General features: G+C 62.5%; 15 protein-coding genes. All 15 read right to left on the bottom strand.

Going from position 1 to position 18704, the window contains the following annotated elements:
• Positions 1-29: 29 nt before the first annotated feature.
• The 15 genes from ABWK72_RS19305 to ABWK72_RS19235 all read right to left on the bottom strand — a co-directional run bounded on the left by ABWK72_RS19305 (position 30) and on the right by ABWK72_RS19235 (position 18524).
• Positions 30-1361, bottom strand: a complete 1332-nt coding sequence (locus tag ABWK72_RS19305) for a hypothetical protein (protein WP_367871208.1) — start codon at positions 1359-1361, stop codon at positions 30-32.
• Positions 1362-1400: 39 nt separating this feature from the next.
• The gene (locus ABWK72_RS19300; protein ID WP_367871207.1) at positions 1401-2576 is read right to left on the bottom strand and encodes a glycosyltransferase family 4 protein; all 1176 of its coding nucleotides are present in this window, start codon (positions 2574-2576) and stop codon (positions 1401-1403) included.
• Positions 2577-2881: 305 nt separating this feature from the next.
• Positions 2882-5056, bottom strand: a complete 2175-nt coding sequence (locus ABWK72_RS19295) for a chitobiase/beta-hexosaminidase C-terminal domain-containing protein (protein ID WP_367871206.1) — start codon at positions 5054-5056, stop codon at positions 2882-2884.
• 403 nt (positions 5057-5459) lie between these two features.
• Entirely contained in the window at positions 5460-6347 is an 888-nt protein-coding gene (locus ABWK72_RS19290) for a glycosyltransferase family 2 protein (RefSeq protein ID WP_367871205.1), read from the bottom strand.
• 69 nt (positions 6348-6416) lie between these two features.
• The gene (locus ABWK72_RS19285; RefSeq protein WP_367871204.1) at positions 6417-7361 is read right to left on the bottom strand and encodes a glycosyltransferase family 2 protein; all 945 of its coding nucleotides are present in this window, start codon (positions 7359-7361) and stop codon (positions 6417-6419) included.
• A gap of 17 nt (positions 7362-7378) precedes the next feature.
• Complete coding sequence (locus tag ABWK72_RS19280) at positions 7379-7915, bottom strand: DapH/DapD/GlmU-related protein (RefSeq protein WP_367871203.1); 537 nt, start codon at positions 7913-7915, stop codon at positions 7379-7381.
• The gene (locus ABWK72_RS19275; RefSeq protein ID WP_367871202.1) at positions 7912-8406 is read right to left on the bottom strand and encodes a glycosyltransferase; all 495 of its coding nucleotides are present in this window, start codon (positions 8404-8406) and stop codon (positions 7912-7914) included. Before ABWK72_RS19275 ends, ABWK72_RS19280 begins: the two co-directional genes overlap by 4 nt.
• Positions 8403-8861 carry a UDP-N-acetylglucosamine--LPS N-acetylglucosamine transferase gene (locus ABWK72_RS19270; RefSeq protein ID WP_367871201.1) on the bottom strand — a complete coding sequence of 153 codons (459 nt, stop codon included), beginning with the start codon at positions 8859-8861 and terminating at the stop codon, positions 8403-8405. The genes ABWK72_RS19275 and ABWK72_RS19270 overlap by 4 nt, the downstream gene beginning before the upstream one ends.
• Positions 8862-8882: 21 nt before the next feature.
• Positions 8883-10328, bottom strand: a complete 1446-nt coding sequence (locus ABWK72_RS19265; RefSeq protein ID WP_367871200.1) for a sugar transferase — start codon at positions 10326-10328, stop codon at positions 8883-8885.
• A 51-nt stretch (positions 10329-10379) separates the two neighbouring features.
• A complete protein-coding gene (locus ABWK72_RS19260; protein WP_367871199.1) occupies positions 10380-11369 on the bottom strand; it encodes a hypothetical protein in 990 nt (329 codons plus the stop codon).
• A gap of 84 nt (positions 11370-11453) precedes the next feature.
• Entirely contained in the window at positions 11454-13724 is a 2271-nt protein-coding gene (locus ABWK72_RS19255; RefSeq protein WP_367871198.1) for a GumC family protein, read from the bottom strand.
• Between the two features lie 194 nt (positions 13725-13918).
• Positions 13919-14413: an acyltransferase gene (locus tag ABWK72_RS19250; protein ID WP_367871197.1), complete on the bottom strand. Its 495-nt coding sequence runs from the start codon at positions 14411-14413 to the stop codon at positions 13919-13921.
• The gene (locus tag ABWK72_RS19245) at positions 14410-15504 is read right to left on the bottom strand and encodes a Gfo/Idh/MocA family protein (RefSeq protein ID WP_367871196.1); all 1095 of its coding nucleotides are present in this window, start codon (positions 15502-15504) and stop codon (positions 14410-14412) included. Before ABWK72_RS19245 ends, ABWK72_RS19250 begins: the two co-directional genes overlap by 4 nt.
• A 38-nt stretch (positions 15505-15542) precedes the next feature.
• Positions 15543-16415 (bottom strand): sugar transferase, encoded by an 873-nt coding sequence (locus ABWK72_RS19240; protein WP_367871195.1) that lies wholly within the window; start codon positions 16413-16415, stop codon positions 15543-15545.
• Between the two features lie 885 nt (positions 16416-17300).
• Positions 17301-18524 carry a hypothetical protein gene (locus tag ABWK72_RS19235; RefSeq protein WP_367871194.1) on the bottom strand — a complete coding sequence of 408 codons (1224 nt, stop codon included), beginning with the start codon at positions 18522-18524 and terminating at the stop codon, positions 17301-17303.
• Positions 18525-18704 lie beyond the last annotated feature (180 nt).

Below are 18704 nucleotides of genomic sequence, written 5' to 3'. Positions count from 1 at the left end.
GACGGGGGATGCCGGGGTGAAGATCCAAACTAGTTGGACCACTGCATTTTGGAAGCGGGGTCGCTTTCAGGAAGATTTTCGTCGGGCACTGGGACGCGATCATGGCGGGCCATGTAGACCGAACTGATCGTCGCGATGCTGAACCAGAAAAAGAAGACCGACTGGTCATAGTAGGCGACCGAGATGCTGGTGGCGACATGGGCGAAAAGGCTCGATCCCATGCACCAGACCATGAAGCGGTCGCCGTTCTCGTCGTCGTCCTCGGGCAAGCTGTCGATGGTGTCGCCCACCCACTTGAAGGCGACCCAAGCCATCGCCATCAGCAGGAGCATGGCGAGCAGGCCGCCCATCACGCCGTAGGCCAGGAAGTAGTTGGTGATGTCGGTATGTTCCTCGCTGAAGGTCACGCCGGTGGGCATCCAGGATCGCGTGTGGTCGGTGCCGAAGGCCCACCAGTCCCCGTAGTAGTTGATGGCGGAGTCGATCAGCTTCGAACGGTGCCAGCCGGTGCTGCCGCCCATGCTCAATTCGCCGATGATGTAATACACCGGCCTGGTCATTACCATGGCGAGCACGATGTAACCGATCGGAAGACTCCAGCGGATCATCCTCATCCAGGCCCGGAACTTCCACAGGAACACGCCGAGCAATGCGAACCCGAGGCTCAGGACCGGGCCGCTCGACGCGCAGGAGGCCACCATCGTGATGCAGGCGATCAGGCCGATCTTCGCAGCGCGCGGATTCCGCCGCCACAGGCCGATCATGATCGGGACGAGCGCGGCACCTACGGTACCGGCGAGAATGGCATGACGGAAGGGACCACGGGCGCGCAAGGCATCATCCCGCACCACCACCGCTTCCCTCACTCCGCCGAAGAGCTTCGAGAAGAGATTGATCTCGGTAAACTTCTCCTGGATCATCTCCAGTGCGATCGGCACCAACAGAATGGCGATGACGCCCATGATCGACGCGAAGTCGTCCATGTCCTGGCAGAAGGAGCGCATCAGGAAATAGCAGAGCGAGATTTCCGCGACCTTCCCGGTAATGAAGGTCGGACCGGCGGCAGCGGCTCCCGGCTCATGGAAGAAGCTGGCGAAGAAGAGCCAGCCGCCGAGCGCCAGCATCAGCTTGTCGATGCGGTTGAGACCGCCGCCGAAGCCTTCCCCTCTCAAGATGATCCGGACCAGGCCTACGCCGAGCAGCATCCGGAAGACCGGCAGCTTGATCCCGCCCAATTCCAGGGCCTGGCCATGGGTGATGTAGATCACCCCCATCAACAGCGGGATCGGAGCCCACCTCCGGGGAACGCTCATCAAGGCGATGGCGCTGATCAGGAAAAAGAGGGTGCCGAGAATATTCACGCGGTGGGGGAATCGCGGGGTGTGGGATGGACGAGGGCTTCAGGCAACGCGCTGGCGGACCTCGCGATAGACATCCGCCAGCTTGCGGCCGGCTTCGTCCCAGGTCAGCTTGTCGAGATCGGAGGCCGAGGCGCTGCGCAATTTGGCCAGGAGCGCGCGATCCCCATCCAGCAGGCGGATGTGATCGGTCAGGGCATCGACATCGCGCGAAGGATGGATCAGGCCGTTCTGCAGGTGCTCGCAAACTGCGCCGGAGGCATCCGAGACAAGCAGCACGCATCCCGAACCGCGGGCCTCGTAGGTCACCAGGGCGCTGCCTTCCTCCACGGAAGAGAGCACGAAGAGATCGCTCTGGCGCATCAGGTCCGGCAGGTCGGTGCGGTGGCCCATGACCTTGACGCTCGGGTGAGAAAGCATCGGCTGGAGCAGGTCCGCATAGCCGGGGATGAATTCGCCGCAGACCATGAAGGTGCCCTTCTCTTGAGCGCCCGAAGCGAGCCACGCCTTGAGCGCGTGGTGCAGGCCTTTCCGCGGCTCGACCACGCCGGCATAGATCATCACCAGGCCGTCATGTGGCGGGGGATTGGCTCCGGGCGCCTTGAAGCGGGAGCCGTCGAAACCGTATTGGTGCCGCACCAGCTTGGCATCCTCGTACCCGCGGTCGCGGAAGGTGCGGGCGACGAAGTCGGACGGGCAAAGCAGGAAGTCCGCCTCGCGATATTCCGTTTCCTCGAGATCGAGGCGCTTCTGGTTGAAAAGGTGGTCGTGATTGCCAGGCAGATGGATGCCCACGTTCTGATTCTCCTTCTCGACTTCTTCGTAAGCGAAGCCGGTGTGGGCATTCGGTCGCTCCAGCACCACCGGGATCCCGTGCTTTTTCGCAGCCCGGATCGTCTTGAGCGAAGACAGCGGCCAACCGTGGACCACATCGATCTCCCGGTGATTGGCGTTCAGCCACATCGCGGTGACCGTGTCATGCCAGTTGCACGCGATGTCGCGGCCGATCAGGCGGTAGGGCACCCGCAGCTTGCCGAAGGAGAGGGTCTTCTTGACCCGGACCTCGCTGTTGAGCGGCTTGACTTGGGAACCGGCGATCGCCGTGACCTTGGCACCGGCGCGCGAGGTGCCATCGACCTGATGCCATGCGGTCGTGCAGATACGACCGCCGCCCAGCTTGTGGGGAAAACTGTAGAGGACTCGGATGGGGGAACTCATGGGGGGAGGCGAACATCGAAGGCCGGGTGTCGACGGGCGATCACCGGACTTCGAAAGGGGGGAGGAAGCAAGCGAGGCACCGAAGATGCCGGAAAAACGAGCGGAGGGGGATTACGCGAAGGCGTAGGATAGCTTCGATCTTTGGAATCCGGGAATCTCAAATCTCAAATCTCAAATCTCAGATCTCAGATCTCAGATCTTAAATTTGAGATCCGCGAATGGCAGCGCGAGAGGCAAAAGCAACGGCACCCCGCGCGAGCAGGGTGCCGTGGAATTCCGGTGATCCCGGAAAAATAGCGTTCAAGTCAGTTCGAGGTCACCCGCAGCCCGGTCGGGGCGGTGGGTGCGGGCGTGGAGCCGAGGGTGATGTCGGAGACCATGTGCGAACCGCCTGCCAAGGTCACCAGCGAGACGTGGTTCAGGCTCGCCGCCGTGGCCTGCTGCGTCCGGAAGGCGTAGTCCTGCGCGATCACCACCGGCGCGCCACCGTCCGGCGTCACGACCACTGAATATCTCTTCGCCGCCACGTTCACATTGAACTCGAAGCGATATAGCTTGCCCGCCTCGTAGGTCAGGGGATTCACCGCCGAATACACCCCGCCGTTGCGGGCCTCGATCACACCGGTCGTCGCGAAGCGGGTGATGCAGGCGAGATCCTCGTAACCGTCTGCGGACGCCGGGCCGAGGCCGGTGACGCCGTCGATGTTGGGACCATCCGGAATCGCGTTCCAACGGATCGTGAACTGCGCGGGCTGGCTGGGAAAGGTGACGTTCGTCCAAGCTTCCGAGCCAACGTAGGAGTCCCCGATCCCGAAGGTGGCGGAGGCAACCGGGCTGTTCTCCGCGCCAGTCTTGATGCCGATCGCCTTGAGCGTGGCCGAGGACGAGATCAGGACCGGACCTTGATAAACACTCGATGAGGTCGAGGGCGTGGTGCCGTCCAAGGTATAGTAGATCGTCGCGCCGGACGTGGCACAAGTGATCGTGGCCGGCTGGGCCGTGCTGAACAGACCGCCTTCCGGGGAAATCACCGGCGTGGCCACCAGGTTGACGATGCGGTAGTCCGCGCTCTGGACGCCGGAAGGATCCAGCGTGCCCGAAGTCGCGAAGGCCTTGATCGTGCTGGTCGCCGAGACCGTGAAGGGACCGGCGTAGCGGGTGGACGAGGTAGTCGGCGTGGTGCCGTTGGTGGTGTAATAGATCGTCGCGCCGGCGGTCGAGCAGGTCAGGCTCACCTGCTGGGGCGCGCCATAGGTGCCGCCACCGGGAATGAAGACCGGCCGCGAGACGGACGTGGTCGCACCTGGATTCTTCCAGATGTTGTCCAAGTAGGCATCATTCGGCATCGGCGGCATCCCGGAGTTGCCTGCGTTCATGCCGGTATCCACGGTCCAAGCACCGGAAGCGGGCGCGTTGTAGGCCTTGCTGGTCCTGGTGTTTTGAACGTGGCTCCAAGGGGTAGGCGAATCGGTCTGGTTGAGCGCCATGCCGCCGTAGAAGGTGCAATCCTTGGCGGTGAGGTTTTTCCCGGAACCGTTGAAGGCATTCTTGGTCGCTCCATTCTCGCCGCTCGCTCCGCCGGGCAGCCAAGGATAGCGGGAGAGGGAAACGGTATCGGAAACGACGTAGCAATGCTCCAGATCGAGGCCATTTACATTACCGGTCTGGATGGCGCAGTTGTTCGAGGAAAAGTAGGCGCTGTCGCGCAGGGTCATGTCCCCGTAGGTACCGCCGCTGGCAGTCGCGAACTGGAAGGTATCCGTGTGAGGCTTGCCGCCGGTGTAGGGATATTCGTAGAAGCGCGGGGCGTGGTAGCAACCGTCGAAGCGCCAGCCCGTGATCGGGCCGCCACCGGCGTAGATGTCCGCCGCGTCGTCGTTCACCACGTAGTGATTCGGCTGCACCAGCTCCACGATTTCAACACCTTCCGTGGTGATGCCATCGGTGCCGTAAGCTCCGAAATGGCCCACACACTTGATCCAGGCCAAGGCGGAGCGCCGGCAGCCCTGCAGCTTCACGCCGCTCTTCACGCCGCCCGACTCGATCGATTCGAAGCCGGCGAAGCAGATCCCGAAGACTTTCAGGAAGCGGATGCCATTCTTCCATTTCACGGTGCCATAGCCATCGCGCGGGGCGACGGTGACGCGCTGGGCCCAGGTCGCGGAGCCGATACTTTCCAACACCGGGTCGGAGCCGCTCGAACTGCCGTTACCGGCGAGTTCGCCCGGTGCCACCAGGATCAGGGTGCCGCTATTGGCTTGATTCGCCGTCACGCCTTGGATGGCGTTCCTGATGGCGGTCCAATTGCAGGGGACTTCCACGATGTTGGCCACCGTGTTGTCGTACATGAAGGGGGTCGGGATCAGTTCGGGCCAGTGGGTGCCATTGGCACCGAAGGACACGACCCGTTCCGGCTTGGCGACTGCCGTGAAAGGCAGCGCAAGAAGAGCGAGTAAGGATAGGCAGGCTTTGATTCTCATTGAACAGGTTCGGTTTTGTTTTTCCGACGTTTCAAGACTTCTTCTGGAGGCGGCACGGGAAGCGGGGAGTCTACCTGATTTTTCCGGGGCGAGATGCATGCCTGCAGTCAGGGACATGAACCCGCCCGATTCTTTCACCGGCAAATTTCCGGTGCCATTTTCCGGCCAGATTTTAGGGAGATGTGTTTAGGAGAACTGAAATATACGGATTTTTTTGCTTTTGAGAAGCCTAGAGTCCCGCGAATCGAACTGTTAGCAAGATTGGAGTGCCGCGGAAGGCCCGTTAGCCGTAGATACCCTAGCTGGGAATGCAGCTTGAAACGGCGGACTCTCCATGGGGATTGAAGCGGATTTCACGCCACCGGCGGCGGATTCCGCGGCGCCATGGCGAGGGGCCGCGGGGTCACGGGACCAGCCCGTGCTTCATTTCACCGATTCGCTGCAAGGTCTCGAATTTCAATGGCTTGCGATTCTTGAGAAGAGCAGGAAGCAAGGTTCTGGCCGAGCGCATGGCGCGGAAAAAGTCCTTCATGTGGCCGCCGCGGCAGGCCTTCGCAAACTGGTAACACACCCGCGGCAGGATGTACTGGACCGCCTTGGCCCCCGGCAGACAGGCGGCTGCTAGTAAAATCTGGTTACGAGGCTTGTAAAAAACGGTCACTTCACTGCGCCGGGAGACCTCGTTCGCGTGGTGGAGGGCCACCAGATCGGGGCAATGGAGGATCTCCCCGCCCCCATCGAGGATGCGGTAGGCGAGTTCCACTTCCTCGTAGTGCATGTAGAGAATCTCCGGATACATGCCGGCCTTCACCAGCGCCTCGTGGCGGAAGGCGTAGGCGGTGCCGCTGAAGTAGGAGGTGTAGAATTCCTTGTCCGCGTAGTCCTTGATCGGCACCGGGTGCCACCAGCGCGGGGTGTCCTCCGACTTGCCGTCAGGCTTGAGCAGGCGGAAGGCCAGGCCATCGACCTGCGGATGTTCGCTGAAGCGGGCCACCACCTTCGACAAGAGCAGCGGATCGGGGATGGTCACGTCGCTATCGAAGCCGACGATGATATCGCCCTTGGCCTCGCGGATCCCGCGGTTGCGGGTCACGGCGGGACCGCCATTCTTCTCGTTGACGAAGATCTTGGCCTGTGGGAATTCGCTGCGGAAGGCGTCGACGCTATTGTCCGGCGAGCAGTCGTCCACGACGATCACTTCCATATCGACATCCTGCTGGGCAAAGACGTCACGGAGCAGGTCGAGCACGCAATCGCGGCGGTTGTAGCTGGGAATGACTACACTGATCATGGGAGGGGGACTTCGATTTAAGATCTCAGATTTGAGATTTCAGAATTTGAAATTTCAGATTGTCGGGGCTCACGCGGCATTGCTGGCACCGTAGCCTTGCAGCCAGTCCTCGCGCTCTTGCCAGAGGGTCTGCCAGCGGCCGGCGCTGTCGTTGCGGCCGGGGGTGGAGCGGATCTTGCTGATCGCGGCGCGGAGACCGGTGCCGGTGGCCAGGAAGAAGAGGCCGAGGCGCTGGTCGAGACCGGTCCAGTGGGTGCGCACGAGGCTGGCCTTGCCCTTGTAGAGGAGCTTGGTCTTGTGCACCGGGGTGTCCGAGCAGCCGCCGACCTCGTGGACCAGCTTGGCCTCCGGGCAGATCACCGGACGATAGCCGGCGCGGTGGGCGCGCATCGCCAGATCCGCGTCCTCGCCGTACATGAAGTAGCGTTCGTCGAGACCGCCGAGCTGGTTCCAGACTTCAAGCGGGCTGAGCAGGAAGCAACCGGTGATCACGCCGACCTCGCGCACGGTATTGCGCTGCCAGGAGCCGAGCGACTCGGGATCGAGGAAGCGGTTGCGCGGGGCGATGGTGGTGAGGCCGAAGGCGAACAAGGTCATGCTCCACAGCGTGGGCAGGCCCCAGCAGGAGGAAGGTTCCAAGCTGCCGTCCGGGCGCAAGGTTCGGCCGCCGTAAAGACCGTGGCCGGGATTCTTGCGGGCGAATTCGACGATGGTGTCGACCGCGCTGTCCAGGATGACGGTGTCCGGATTGAGCAGCAGCACGAACTCGGCATCGGCATGCTTCACGCCCAGGTTTACGCCCTTGGCGAAACCGAGGTTCTCGCCCGGCTGCACCAGTTGGACTTCCGGGTAGTTCTCGCGGACATATTCCGCGGTTCCGTCGCCGGGTTTGTTGTCCACGACGATCACCTGCTGGTTGACCGATTTGCGCTGTGTGAAAACGCTATCAAGGCACTCACCGATGTGGTCCTTCGAATTGTAGGAAACGATAACAATGGCTACGTCAGCTTTCATGGGGGGGGAACTTTAAGCTAGAACGGGTTCTCTTTTGCCGATGACCCTGGCGGGGACCCCGGCGGCGATCGAGCCGGGGGAAGATCTTTGGTGACGACGGCGCCGGCACCGACGATGCAGCCATCGCCGATGGTGACGCCGGCGGTGACGACGACCTGGGCACCAAGCCAGACGTCGTTGCCGATGCGGATGTCCCGCTCGTTCTTCGGCTGCTGGCGGAAGGGCTTGCCGGCCTCGAACTTGTAGTCGGAGGCGGTGATGAAGACCTCCGGGGCGAGCGACACGTAATTGCCGAGGATGATCCGGCCGGTCGAATCGCCGGCCCAGAGGTAGCAGCGCTCGCCAATGTGGCAGTCATGGCCCATCACGATCCTCTCGCCATTGCGGAAGGAGACATTCGGCGAGATGCCGGTGCCCTTGCCAACGGCCATCTTCCGGCGCTCGCTCACGTGACTATATCCATAGTAGTGAATCAGCCGCAGCGCGTGCAGGTAGTTCCGCGGGTCCAGCAGGGAACATGCGGCACCGATGGCCTTGGAGAGCGGTGACTTCACGGCGGTGTCCCCTTTCCGGTCCAGATGAAGTTGCGGATGCCCTCGACCAGCGAACCGGAGGCATAGGCCCCGATCGGCTCGCGGGCGGTCAGGCGATCCACCAGATCGAGCTTGGCCAGCATCTCGGCCTCGTCGAAGGCGACGTTGACGTTGCCGAGTTCCATCATGCGCTTGGCGGTCGCGGTCTGGTGCTCGTTGCGGTGCTCGCCGAGACGGGCCAGCTTCGGCATGACCAGGATCGGCTTGCCGTGCAGCAGGGCGGAAAGAATCGTGCCCATGCCCGCGTGGCCGATGATCAGGTTCGCGGCGGCGAAGCGCTGCTTGAACTCGACCGGCTCGAAAAAGTTCACGAAGGGGATGTGGCGCGGCTCCCAGCCGCCCTCCCCGATCTGGGCGAAGACATCCTGGCGGCCGCGCTCGGCGGCCCAGCGGTCGACGACCTTCATCATCCGGTCGAAGGGCTTGTCGGTACCTACGGTTACGAGAATCATAGTATGTTCCCCATGCAGGTTGGACCGCCGTCGCGGGCGAGGTGAGGCCACTGGGTGAGCCAGAGGTCGGCGGTGGCACCCGCCTGGGCGCCCGACATCGAGAGCTCCTCGGCATTGGCAATGCTATCCACCCAGATGGTGCGGAAGCCCATCATCTTGCCCATCTTCAACGCGAAGAAGCCGGGGGCCGCTCCGGTGGAGATGACCACGTTCGGCCGCTCGCGGCGGAGCAGCGTGAAGATACTCCACGCCGACTTGAGCAGGCCGATCTTGTTCGAGCGGTTGGCGTCGGTGATGACGCGGAACTCCGCGCCGGCGACATCCGCGCGGTAGCCTTCCTTCGCGGTGGCGAAGACGACGTTGCAGCCCTCGAAGGCGGGCCGCAGGCGCAGCAACTGCACCCAATGGCCGCCACCCGAGGCGATCGCGAGGATTTTCGGTTTGGTCCGGGACATGATCGGAGAGGATCGTTCGGATCAGGCGGCACCACGGCCCAGCAACACGGCGGGGATGGTCTTGAAGAGGATCTTGATATCGAGCCAGATCGACCAGTTTTCGATGTACTCGTTGTCCATCTCCATCCAGCGTTCGAAGGTGATATTGCTGCGGCCGCTGATCTGCCAGACACAGGTAATGCCGGGCTTCACGGACAGGCGCTTGCGGAAGAGCCACTCGTACTTCTTCACCTCGTCCGGCAGCGGCGGGCGCGGGCCGACCAGGCTCATCTCGCCGTGGAGGACATTGAAGAGCTGCGGCAGCTCGTCGATGCTGGTCTTGCGGATGAAGCGGCCGATCTTGGTGATCCGCGGATCGTTCTTCATCTTGAAGGCCGGGCCGTCGGAGATCTCGTTGAGGTGGGCGAGTTCCTTCTTCTTCTCCTCCGCATCAATGACCATCGAGCGGAACTTGTAGATCCGGAAGCTGCGCTGGTTCATGCCGACGCGGTTCTGGGCGAAGAACACCGGCCCCGGGCTGGTGGCCTTGATGAGGATAGCCACCGTGAGCATCAGCGGCGCGAGAACGATCAGTGCGGCGGCAGAGACGAAGGTATCCACCGCCCGCTTCGCGAGGAGCTGGAGCAGCATCTGCTCGCGGAACAACGTGACGACATGCTCGCCCTCGAATTCCTCGAGGTGAAGGCTCTTGAAAAGCGAGCCATCCTGAAGGTCGGGCATCAACCGCACCACGACGCCGAGATCGCGGGCATGCTGCACCACGGTGACGATATCGCTGAAGCGGGAATCCACCGGCAGGCAGACGATCATCTCATCCACACGCTCGCGCTTGAGGATCGATTGCAGGTCCGGGAGCACGCCTAGGACCTCGCCGCGATGGCCGGGGGTTTCCTGCCAAGCGCTCTGCGCCGCTTCGTTCTCGGCGACGAAACCGACGATCTTGTAGCCGAGCTCCGGGCGCGCATCGAGCCGCGAAACGACTTCGTTGGCGCGCTTGTTGGCACCGATGACGAGAAGGAAGCGGTAGTTGTAGCCCGAGCGCCGCGCGCTCATCAGCATCATGCGCAGACCCAGGCGGCTGACCACACCGGTCACGGTGACGACCGCCCAGAACAGGAAGACGTTCTCCGTGGTGATGCTGCGGACGTTGAAAACCCCGCAGACGATGGCCAACCAGAAGGACGCCAGGCTGGTGGCCTTCACCAGATCCTTGATCTGGGTCTTGAGGGCCACGAAACGGTCGGCCTTGTAGCGGATGCAGTAGGCGAAGATGCCGACCCAGCCGAGGCCGAGCAGCATCATGCCCATCATGTCCCCGAAGTGGTTGATGGCGGGGGTGGCCAGGGTTCCGCCACGCAGGGCGACCTCGGGACGGAAGTAGATGATCAGGGCTGCCGCGGCGGCGAGTATCAACTGGTCTAGTACGCGGAAACTATGGATCAGTACCTTATGACGTAGGCGGATCATTGGGGGGACGGGGGGTGTGGGGGGAGGAACAGCAGGGGGGCGGGGGGATGGTCAGGGGGGACCTTCAACCTCGCTGGCCAAGGTCATCATCTCTTGCCGGTACCAAACGGCAAGCTCCTTTGCTAGCGGGTTCCAGAACTTTCCCTTGTACTTGATACACAAGTAATCGAGAAATTCCTTGATGAAGGAAGATGGATAGCGGGACGAATCCCGCTTTCCGGAGAAGTCAATGTAGTCGGGGTGAATATTCACGAGCGCGAGACCGCCGCGGGCGGCGATCCAGTCGAGCTTGTCCTTCCAGATCGCGGGACTTTCCTCGCCCAGGACGAGGAATAGCGTGGAGTCCTGCGGCAGCGTGTAGGGAAGCTCCACGTAGCCGGGACCCGGATCACCTTCGGCGGGTGGAACGCGGAAGGGGAAGATCGTATGCGAGCCCTCGGGCTGCGGTTCGAAAGGATCGGTGTCGAAGGTGGAAGCGTCGTAGAGGACGTTCAGGTCATGGATCCAATCCAACTGGCGCAGCATGAAACCGGCGCGGAAGCCGACGGCACCCCAGGCCTCGAGGTAGTGATTGATGCGGAGGGCCTTCTCGCGGAATCCCTCCCGCGAGCCGAAGAGGCGGCCGTCGTGGTTCAGGTCGTGGACGCCGACTTCGAAGCCTTTCGCTTCCAGCCACTCGCGGAGTTCGGCGGGATCTTCGTAGGTGCCTTCGGGGATGAAGTTGAAGGAGGAGCGCAGGCCGTAGGAAACCTCCATCTCCGCGAGATTGGAGACGTTGGCCAAGCCCTTGCCGGATTCGACATCGTGGGTGAACACGAGGGCGAATTCCTTACCCTGTGGCCAGCCCTTCCAACCCTGCGGCGGACTGCCCGCCGATTCATTGATGGGCCAGGTGCCGACGCACTGCTTGATGATGCCGCGCGCCCGGCCCCGCCGCACCGCGAGACGGAGCCGCCGGGGAATGAAGGGTTTGATCCTGTAGTAGGTCTTGGCGAGCAGCCCGGGGGGGCTGTCCGACATCGCCTCGCAAGAGGGAGCCATGGGTCGCGGCATCGGGGGGTGAGGAGGAACCTGCGGGCGGGTGCGACCAGAGGAGTTACGTATCTTCTTCGTGAGAGAGGGTGATCAAGCTTCGCCTAAAACCCAGCTCGGCGCATGCGAGCGGGCCTTGTTATAGATACAGGAGACATCGGCGCGACCCTTCACCAATTCCGAGTAACCCCACTTGAGGGTCTCGCGGTTGGTGTCCTCGCCATCGACGACCAGCAGCACCTTGTCCATCAGGCCGGCCATCGCAAGCGTCGGGCTCGTCTGGGCCATCGCCGGCATGTCGAAGATGATGTAGTCGAACTCGCTGGCGCGGAAGTGCGGCAGCAATTCATAGAGGTGCATCGGGCCGAAGGCGGCGGCACCCGGTTCGGATTTGCGGGACGCGGCGCTGGCCAGATAGAGGTTCTGCGACCCCTCCTTGAAGCGCGTGTTGCGGGCCGCCTGAAGCGCGCCGACCAGCGAGTGCAGCGGCTTGTTGCCGAACATCGGATTGTCATCCGGGAACTCGGAAGTGAGATCGACCAGCAGGACCTTCGCGCCGTTCACTTCGGAGAAGGCCTTGGCCAGGCCGGCGGCGATGGTCGAGGCACCGGCACCCGCGGAGAGTCCGGTGACGGCCATCAACTTCGGCTTGTGGGTCATGTTGTTGACCTGGAAGTTGAAGACGATGCGGTCGCGGATCGCTTCCGAATACGGATGGATGAAGTGGTCGGTCTTCGGCGGGAAGGCGTTGAAGCCATCGGCACCGCGCACCGCGGGCAGGGCGTTGCGCTCCCCTTCCCCGTCGGCCGTGCGATCGTTCGAGATCAGCAGGGCGCCGCGGTTTTTCGGCTGCACGAAGGGAATCGAAAGCATCAGCGGCAGCTGCAGGCGCGATTCGATTTCGTTCGGGCGCTTGATCCGGCGGTCGATGACCAGTTCCAAGAGGAAGGCGATGCCCACGCCCACGCCCACGCCGGCACCGGCGAGGCCGAGGATGATCTTCTTCATCATGTCGCTGAAGGTCTTGACCGGCGCGGAGGGTTGGTCCACGACGCGGATCTCGCTGATCTTGGAGGGATCGAGCTCGACATCGATCTTGGCCTGCTTGAGGCTTTTTTCGGAATTCCGGTATTCGGTATCTTCCATCTCGCGGCGGCGCTCGAGATCAATGATCTTGGGCCCGATGACCGAGAGCTGCGTGATCCGGGAGTTGCAGGTCTCGAGGTCGGTCTGATACGAGGCGATCCGAGCTTGCAGACCGTCGAGCTTGGTCTGCTCGACCTTCAGTTCGTCGGCAGGATTGGCGACCGGAGCACCTTGGGTAGCGGTAGCCTGGGCCACGAGTCCCGGAGACTTCTCCAACATCCCCTGCTTTTCAGCGCGGGCCTGGGTAAGCTCCCGCCGGTTGTTAACCACTTGGCTGTCGCCGGCAGCATACTTCGCGCCCAGCTCGAAATCGCGTTGTTGCAGGAATTCGATCCGCTTGGAAAGCGCTTGATAGGATTCGATCTGGGCTGCCGTCGGAGCCGCGGGAGCCGCCGGCTCCGACTTCTTCGGCACGACCTGGGATCCGATCGGGGTGATCGAGCCGCCGGCAACCTCGGAGAGGCGGCGTTCCAAATGATCGACCAAGGTCATTTGCTGGGCGAGTTCCGCGCGCGCGCCGTTGAGGTCCTGCTTGGTGCGTTCGCGCTGGGAAGACAGGGACACCGTTTCGTCGGTCAAGGAGATGATTCCCGACTCGGACTTGAGCTTGTTCAGGTCCGCTTCCGTTTTGCGCAGTTTGGTGCCGACTTCTTCGACCTGCTTCGCCACGGCTTCGAAAGCGCTCAGCGAACGGTGGATCTCGAGGTGCTTCTGATAGTAGCGCTTCACCACCTCGTTCAACACGTCCACCGTGAGTTGCGGATCGGGGTTGCGGTAGATGACGAGCACGACATTGCTGCCCTTGGACGCCGGCTTCACTTCGATACCGCCTTGCACAACCGCCGCGGCGTCGATCAGGCGTGCCGCCTCGCCGGCTTCGGGAAGGAGGCGCTCGGGCCCGATCGCCGCGGCCACTTCCTTGGCGAGGTCGCCGCTGCGCAGGATGAGCATCTCGGTGTTGACCACCTGCTCGCCACCACGGCCGCCGGCGGCCGTTTCGACCTCGTGTCCGTCGAGTGCATCGCGCTGGAGCACGGACTTGATCACGAGTTCCGCCTCGGATTCGTAGAGAGGCTTGCGGGTGACATAGAGAGTCGCCGCTGCCCCGAGACCGAGGGCGCTTGAAACCATGATCTTCCACTTGTGCTTGAAGAGCACGTAGAGGACATCCTGGAGGCCAAAGGCGGGTTTGGCACCGCGTGGATCAGACTTTTGCATTTCGGGGGGTGGGGGTGGTTACGTTATAAATCCTGGAGTGGAGAAATCCAAGAACCATTCGACCGGTTAGATCGAGCGGGGGAGAAATTAAAGAGGGAGGAAATGTCGGGAGGGACCGCGGATTACCGCATGTTCCGTTCCAGATTTCTACCCGCGTTCGCGTAGGGTCCGGCGGATTTTTTCCGACCTTTTTCTCAGTCCGACCGGGAGCCGGGCAGCGGGCGGGCCGGATTACCGGCAACCACTGCACCGGGCGCTACATCGCGGGTGACCACGCTGCCGGCACCGACCATCGCTCCGGCACCGATCACCAGGCCGCCGAGGATGGTGCAGCCGGAGCCGATCGAGGCGCCGTCTTCAACGACAGTCTTCTCGCAGATCCAGTCGGCCTCCGTTTGCATGCTGCCATCGGCATTGGTGGCGCGGGGGAAGCGGTCGTTGATGAAGCTGACATTGTGGCCGATGAAGACGCCATCGCCGAGGGTGACGCCCTCGCAGATGAAGCTGTGGCTGGAGATCTTGCAACGGGCACCGATGTGCGCGCCCTTCTGGATTTCAACGAAGGTGCCGATGCTGCTATCGTCGCCGATCGAGCAGCCGTAGAGATTGACGAAGGCGTGGATCTTCACCCGCTCCCCGAGCGTCACATCCGGCGCGATCCGCAAGGTGTCGGCAGGTCCTTCCATCATACGCCGCTCAACTTCGGCAAGCTTGGCTCCGCGAGCGGCGGGCGCGCGGCGGGCAGTCCTTCCAGGCGGCTGCCGGCGAAGGGGACGGGCCCGCCCCGGGCTTGGAGCGATTCGGAGCTGGCCTCAAGGATCCGCACCATCTCCAAGCCGCGGATGCCGCAACTCAAAGGCGTGCTGCCATCGCGCACGCAGTCCACGAAATGCCCGCACATGTTTTTGAGCGGTTCGCTCTGCTCGATTCGCGGCATGTAGCAATCGCCGTAGTGATAGGAATACTGGAACTCCGCGAAGTTATCGTAGTGGGGCGGGCACTCGACCCGCACGTCGTAGATGCGGATCTTTTCGAGCGGCTGGAGGTCATCGTAAATGATCATCTTGCGGGTGCCTACGAAGGTCATCTGGCGGACCTTGCGCGGCTCGAGCCAACTGCTCTGGACAGTGGCGAAACGCTGCTTGCGGAAGGTCAGCGAAAGGTTGGTGACATCCTCGATGCCGGGATGGATGTGCGCGTTGCCCTGGCAATTCACGAGTTGCGGGCTCTCTCCCATCACGTGGAGGATGATCGAAATGTCGTGCGGTGCGAGATCCCAGGCGACGTTGATGTCCTTCTGGAAAAGGCCGAGATTGAGGCGCTGGCAGTTGATGTATTTCAACTCGCCGATCCCGCCGACCGCGATGATCCCGGCGATCTTCCGGACCGGCTCGGAGTAGAGATAGGTGTGACCGACCATCAGGGTCAGCCCGCGTTCCCCGGCCAGCGCGATGAGTTCCTCGCACTTTTCGGAGGAGGAAGCCATCGGCTTCTCGATCAGGACATGCTTGCCGGCCAGCAGCGCGGCCTTCGCAAGCGCGTGGTGGGTTTTCACCGGGGTGGCCACCACCACCGCATCGAGCGCCGCGCCCTCCAGCATCCGCTGGAAATCGGAAAAGAGCCCGGCCTGCGGATAGAGCTTCCGCATGTGCTCCAGCCGCTGCGGATCCGGATCGCAGAGCGCGCAGAGTTCCGCTTCCGGATGGGAGCTGAAATTGCGGGCAAGATTCGGCCCCCAATAGCCGCAACCGGCAATCCCCACGGCAAGGGACTTTCTCATAGGGGAGAAGGAAGAGGCGGCGGTTCTTGCCGCAGCGGTCAGCCGAGGACGGTCTCGTCCACGGCCGGAACATAGGCCGGAGCGGCAGCTTGCCGGCGGCGGCGGTTGGCGGCCATGCAGTCGCTCATCTGGCCGAGCAGGGCCAAGGGAGTCCGCAGCATGATCCAGAGATCGAGGAGCGGCGAGGCGTGCCGGGCGTAGTGAACGTCCATGGCGTTCATCTCGCGGAAGGTCGCGCGGTTCTTGCCCATCACTTGCCAGAGGCCGCTGATGCCGGGCAGGACGGTGAAACGTTCGCGCTGGCTGGCGGAGAAGAAGTCATACTCCTTCACGAGGCAGGGCCGCGGGCCGACGAGACTCATCTCGCCCCGGAGCACATTGAGAAGCTGCGGCAGTTCATCGAGACCGGCGGTGCGCAGCAGGCAACCTCCGGGGATCAACCGCGAATCGCCCAAGGTATCGAGCTTCACCATCGGGCTATCCGATTCGACCAAGCGGCCGACGTGGGCCTCGTGATCCTTGGTCGAGGCACCGTGGCGCATGGTGCGGAATTTATAGAGCGTGAACTTCTTACCGCCGAAGCCGACGCGCTCCTGATGGAACAGCGCCGGACCGCGCGAAACCAAGCGGATCCAGACGGTGATCGCAACGAGCAGGGGAATCGCCAAGGGCAATGCGGCCAAAACACAGGCCAGATCCGTCCAACGCTTCCATGCCGGGGTCGGCGGCGTTTGGATCGGATCCGCGACTTCGGAAAATGGTGCTGCCCGACCTGCAAGAGGCTGTCCCGCGGGAAGCCACAGGTGCCGGGACGCCCGGCTGCGGGGGCGATCGGGGCGAAGGGTGGAGGGGTGCGCCCGTTGGTCGGGAGCAGATACACGGCTTCGCCGTTCCTTCGTAGGTGTTGTCATCCGGGGGGTGGGGGGGAATGGAGTGACGGGGTCGGGAGTCAGGGAATGTTCAGGCTTTCGGGATCGTGAATGGGTTTGGTGTGTGTTCGGTCCGTCTTGGGTTTTTGCATCCAAGCTGCCGCCCTTGGTCACTTGGCGCTTCTCAACGCCAAAACCCTGGAGGTGACAGTCAGATTATGACCTCCTCACACCTGAGGACCGGGAGGAGTCTTCCAAAGGCGTCTGCTCCATAAATGGAAGCGGGTGAGTGACGCAGGGGGACTCGTCGGGGACTCAAATGGGGGGAGATGTTGCTGGGGGGTGGAACGAACAGCGGCTTTTTCTATCAGAATCGGTGTCAACCACAAGCAATTATTGGAAGAACTACGTAGGCGGCGGTGACAAATTCGCGAGATCCGGAGGCCATCTGGGAGGATTGGACGCCAAATGGGTCTTTCTTACACGGAATTGAAAAAAATCCCGTGCTTGGAACCTCAGAACCACATAGAACCGTGGTTTGCTGCCGGTGTTGGACGAGGGACATCTTTCCCTACCGAGCAATGGCTGTGCCAAGGGAAGACATCCAAATGATCTTTGGATTCGTGAGATCAATGGATCCGTGACGATTTGCGGAATGGGATTGGCGTTGCCTTCGCCCGGCAGCGCAGGGCGGGACCGGTTTCAGCCGTGCAGGGGCCTTGGGATCGCCCGCTGGTCCCGTGAGAAGCACGCGAAACGGCTGAGTGTGATGAGGAACGTCCCGAGCCAGGTCCGCCGCTCTGGAGAGCCGCGCTACTGGTAAGGAGGTCGAACCGTTCGCCGTGATCCGGCCACGCGAGGGTGGAGGCTGCTGACGAGCGAGCGGCTTGGGGCCCTGCATCCGCCCTGAGGACTGAGCGGACTACTTCAATACTCGATCGAGATGCCGGTGGAGAGTTGATACTGGGACCAATCCTTCTGGCCCTCGTTCTGCGCCACTCGCAGGGAATTGGTCCAAAGGACGCGGTCGGAGAAGATCTTGCGCCGGTAGGTGATGAAGCCGTGCAGGAACTCGTCGTCATCCCGCAGGGTCGTGACGGTGCCGACCGGATCGTATTCGGAGAAGCTCACGCCGACACCAAACTCCAGGGAGCCCTTGTCGAAGTAGCGCACCAGCGAGGTGTCAAAGGAAAGATCCTCCACCAGGTAATTCAGGTTCACCGGGGATGGCACGGTGGCGTATTGGACCGAACCCTTCCAGGTCCAGCGCTCGCTGATGAGGTACTGGGCTTCCAAGCCGCCGGTGAGGCCGGAATCCCGGCCGCCGCCGATGCGCGAATTCTTGGCGAACTCGATCCCGCCGGAGGCATCGAGGAAGATCCGCTCGCCCCACTTGTAGCGGAGGTTGACGAGGGCGGCGATGGCATCCCGCTCGCCGGTCTGGTCGGACTGCGTGAGCGTGTGGCGGAGCACCGGACCGACCCGGATCCGCTCGGTGGCGTCCCAGAGGCCGGAGATCTGCGAAGTGTAGACATCAGCCCCGGAGCGCGCTCCCGAGTCGTATTCCGATTGCGAGGCCGTCCACGCTGCGAGCAGGGCGGTGCGGGGTGCCAGTTGATAGGAGCCCTTGATGCCGTAATTCAGGATCGAGCCTTCGATGAAGCCGCCGGCGAGGCGGTCCGCGGAGGAGACTTCGTCGTAGTTCGCGAAGACCGAGAGGTTCGTCCGCGCTCCGGTGTACTTCACGGTGACGCCGCCAGCGTGGTCGATGCCGTCGAGATTGGAATTGTTCCAGTAGGTGTGGACGATGGGCGCGTAGCGCGCTTCGACCGACCACAGCGCGCCGCCTTCCGGATCGGAGCGGTACATCACCCGCGGGGAGACATCCGTGACGAGCTCGCTCTCGGGATAGTCCTGGAGGATGAAGAAGTTCGAATCGTAGGTCGTGGACGCATCCAGCCCGAAGTAGAAGCCCCCTTTGAACCCGCCGATGACCTCGGTGGGCGGAAGGAAGCTTTCGACCAACGCGCGATCACCATCGGCGACACGCAGCGCGAAATCCTGAGCGGAAGAGGTGGCAGGGAAAACAGCAAGCGCCAGCAAAGCAGCGGCCAAGGTTTTCTCCACGGAATGCAGGCGGGGGGTGAACATTCGGGGAAGGAGTCTGGGTGGACTGGCGGATCTTTTTTTAGTTTTGATAGAGAGTCAATTCCCAAAGACCCGCCGCCCTGCCGGCCGGCGTTGAAGTTACCGCGGCGCAAGGGCGGGCGAGGAATCCAAGGTGATACGACCTAACAGATGTGGGGTTGCTTGTTTGTTAGGGAAACTTAA

It is taken from the genome of Luteolibacter sp. Populi, assembly GCF_040801775.1.
Taxonomy (GTDB): domain Bacteria; phylum Verrucomicrobiota; class Verrucomicrobiia; order Verrucomicrobiales; family Akkermansiaceae; genus Haloferula.
This window is presented reverse-complemented; position numbering and strand designations above follow the sequence as displayed.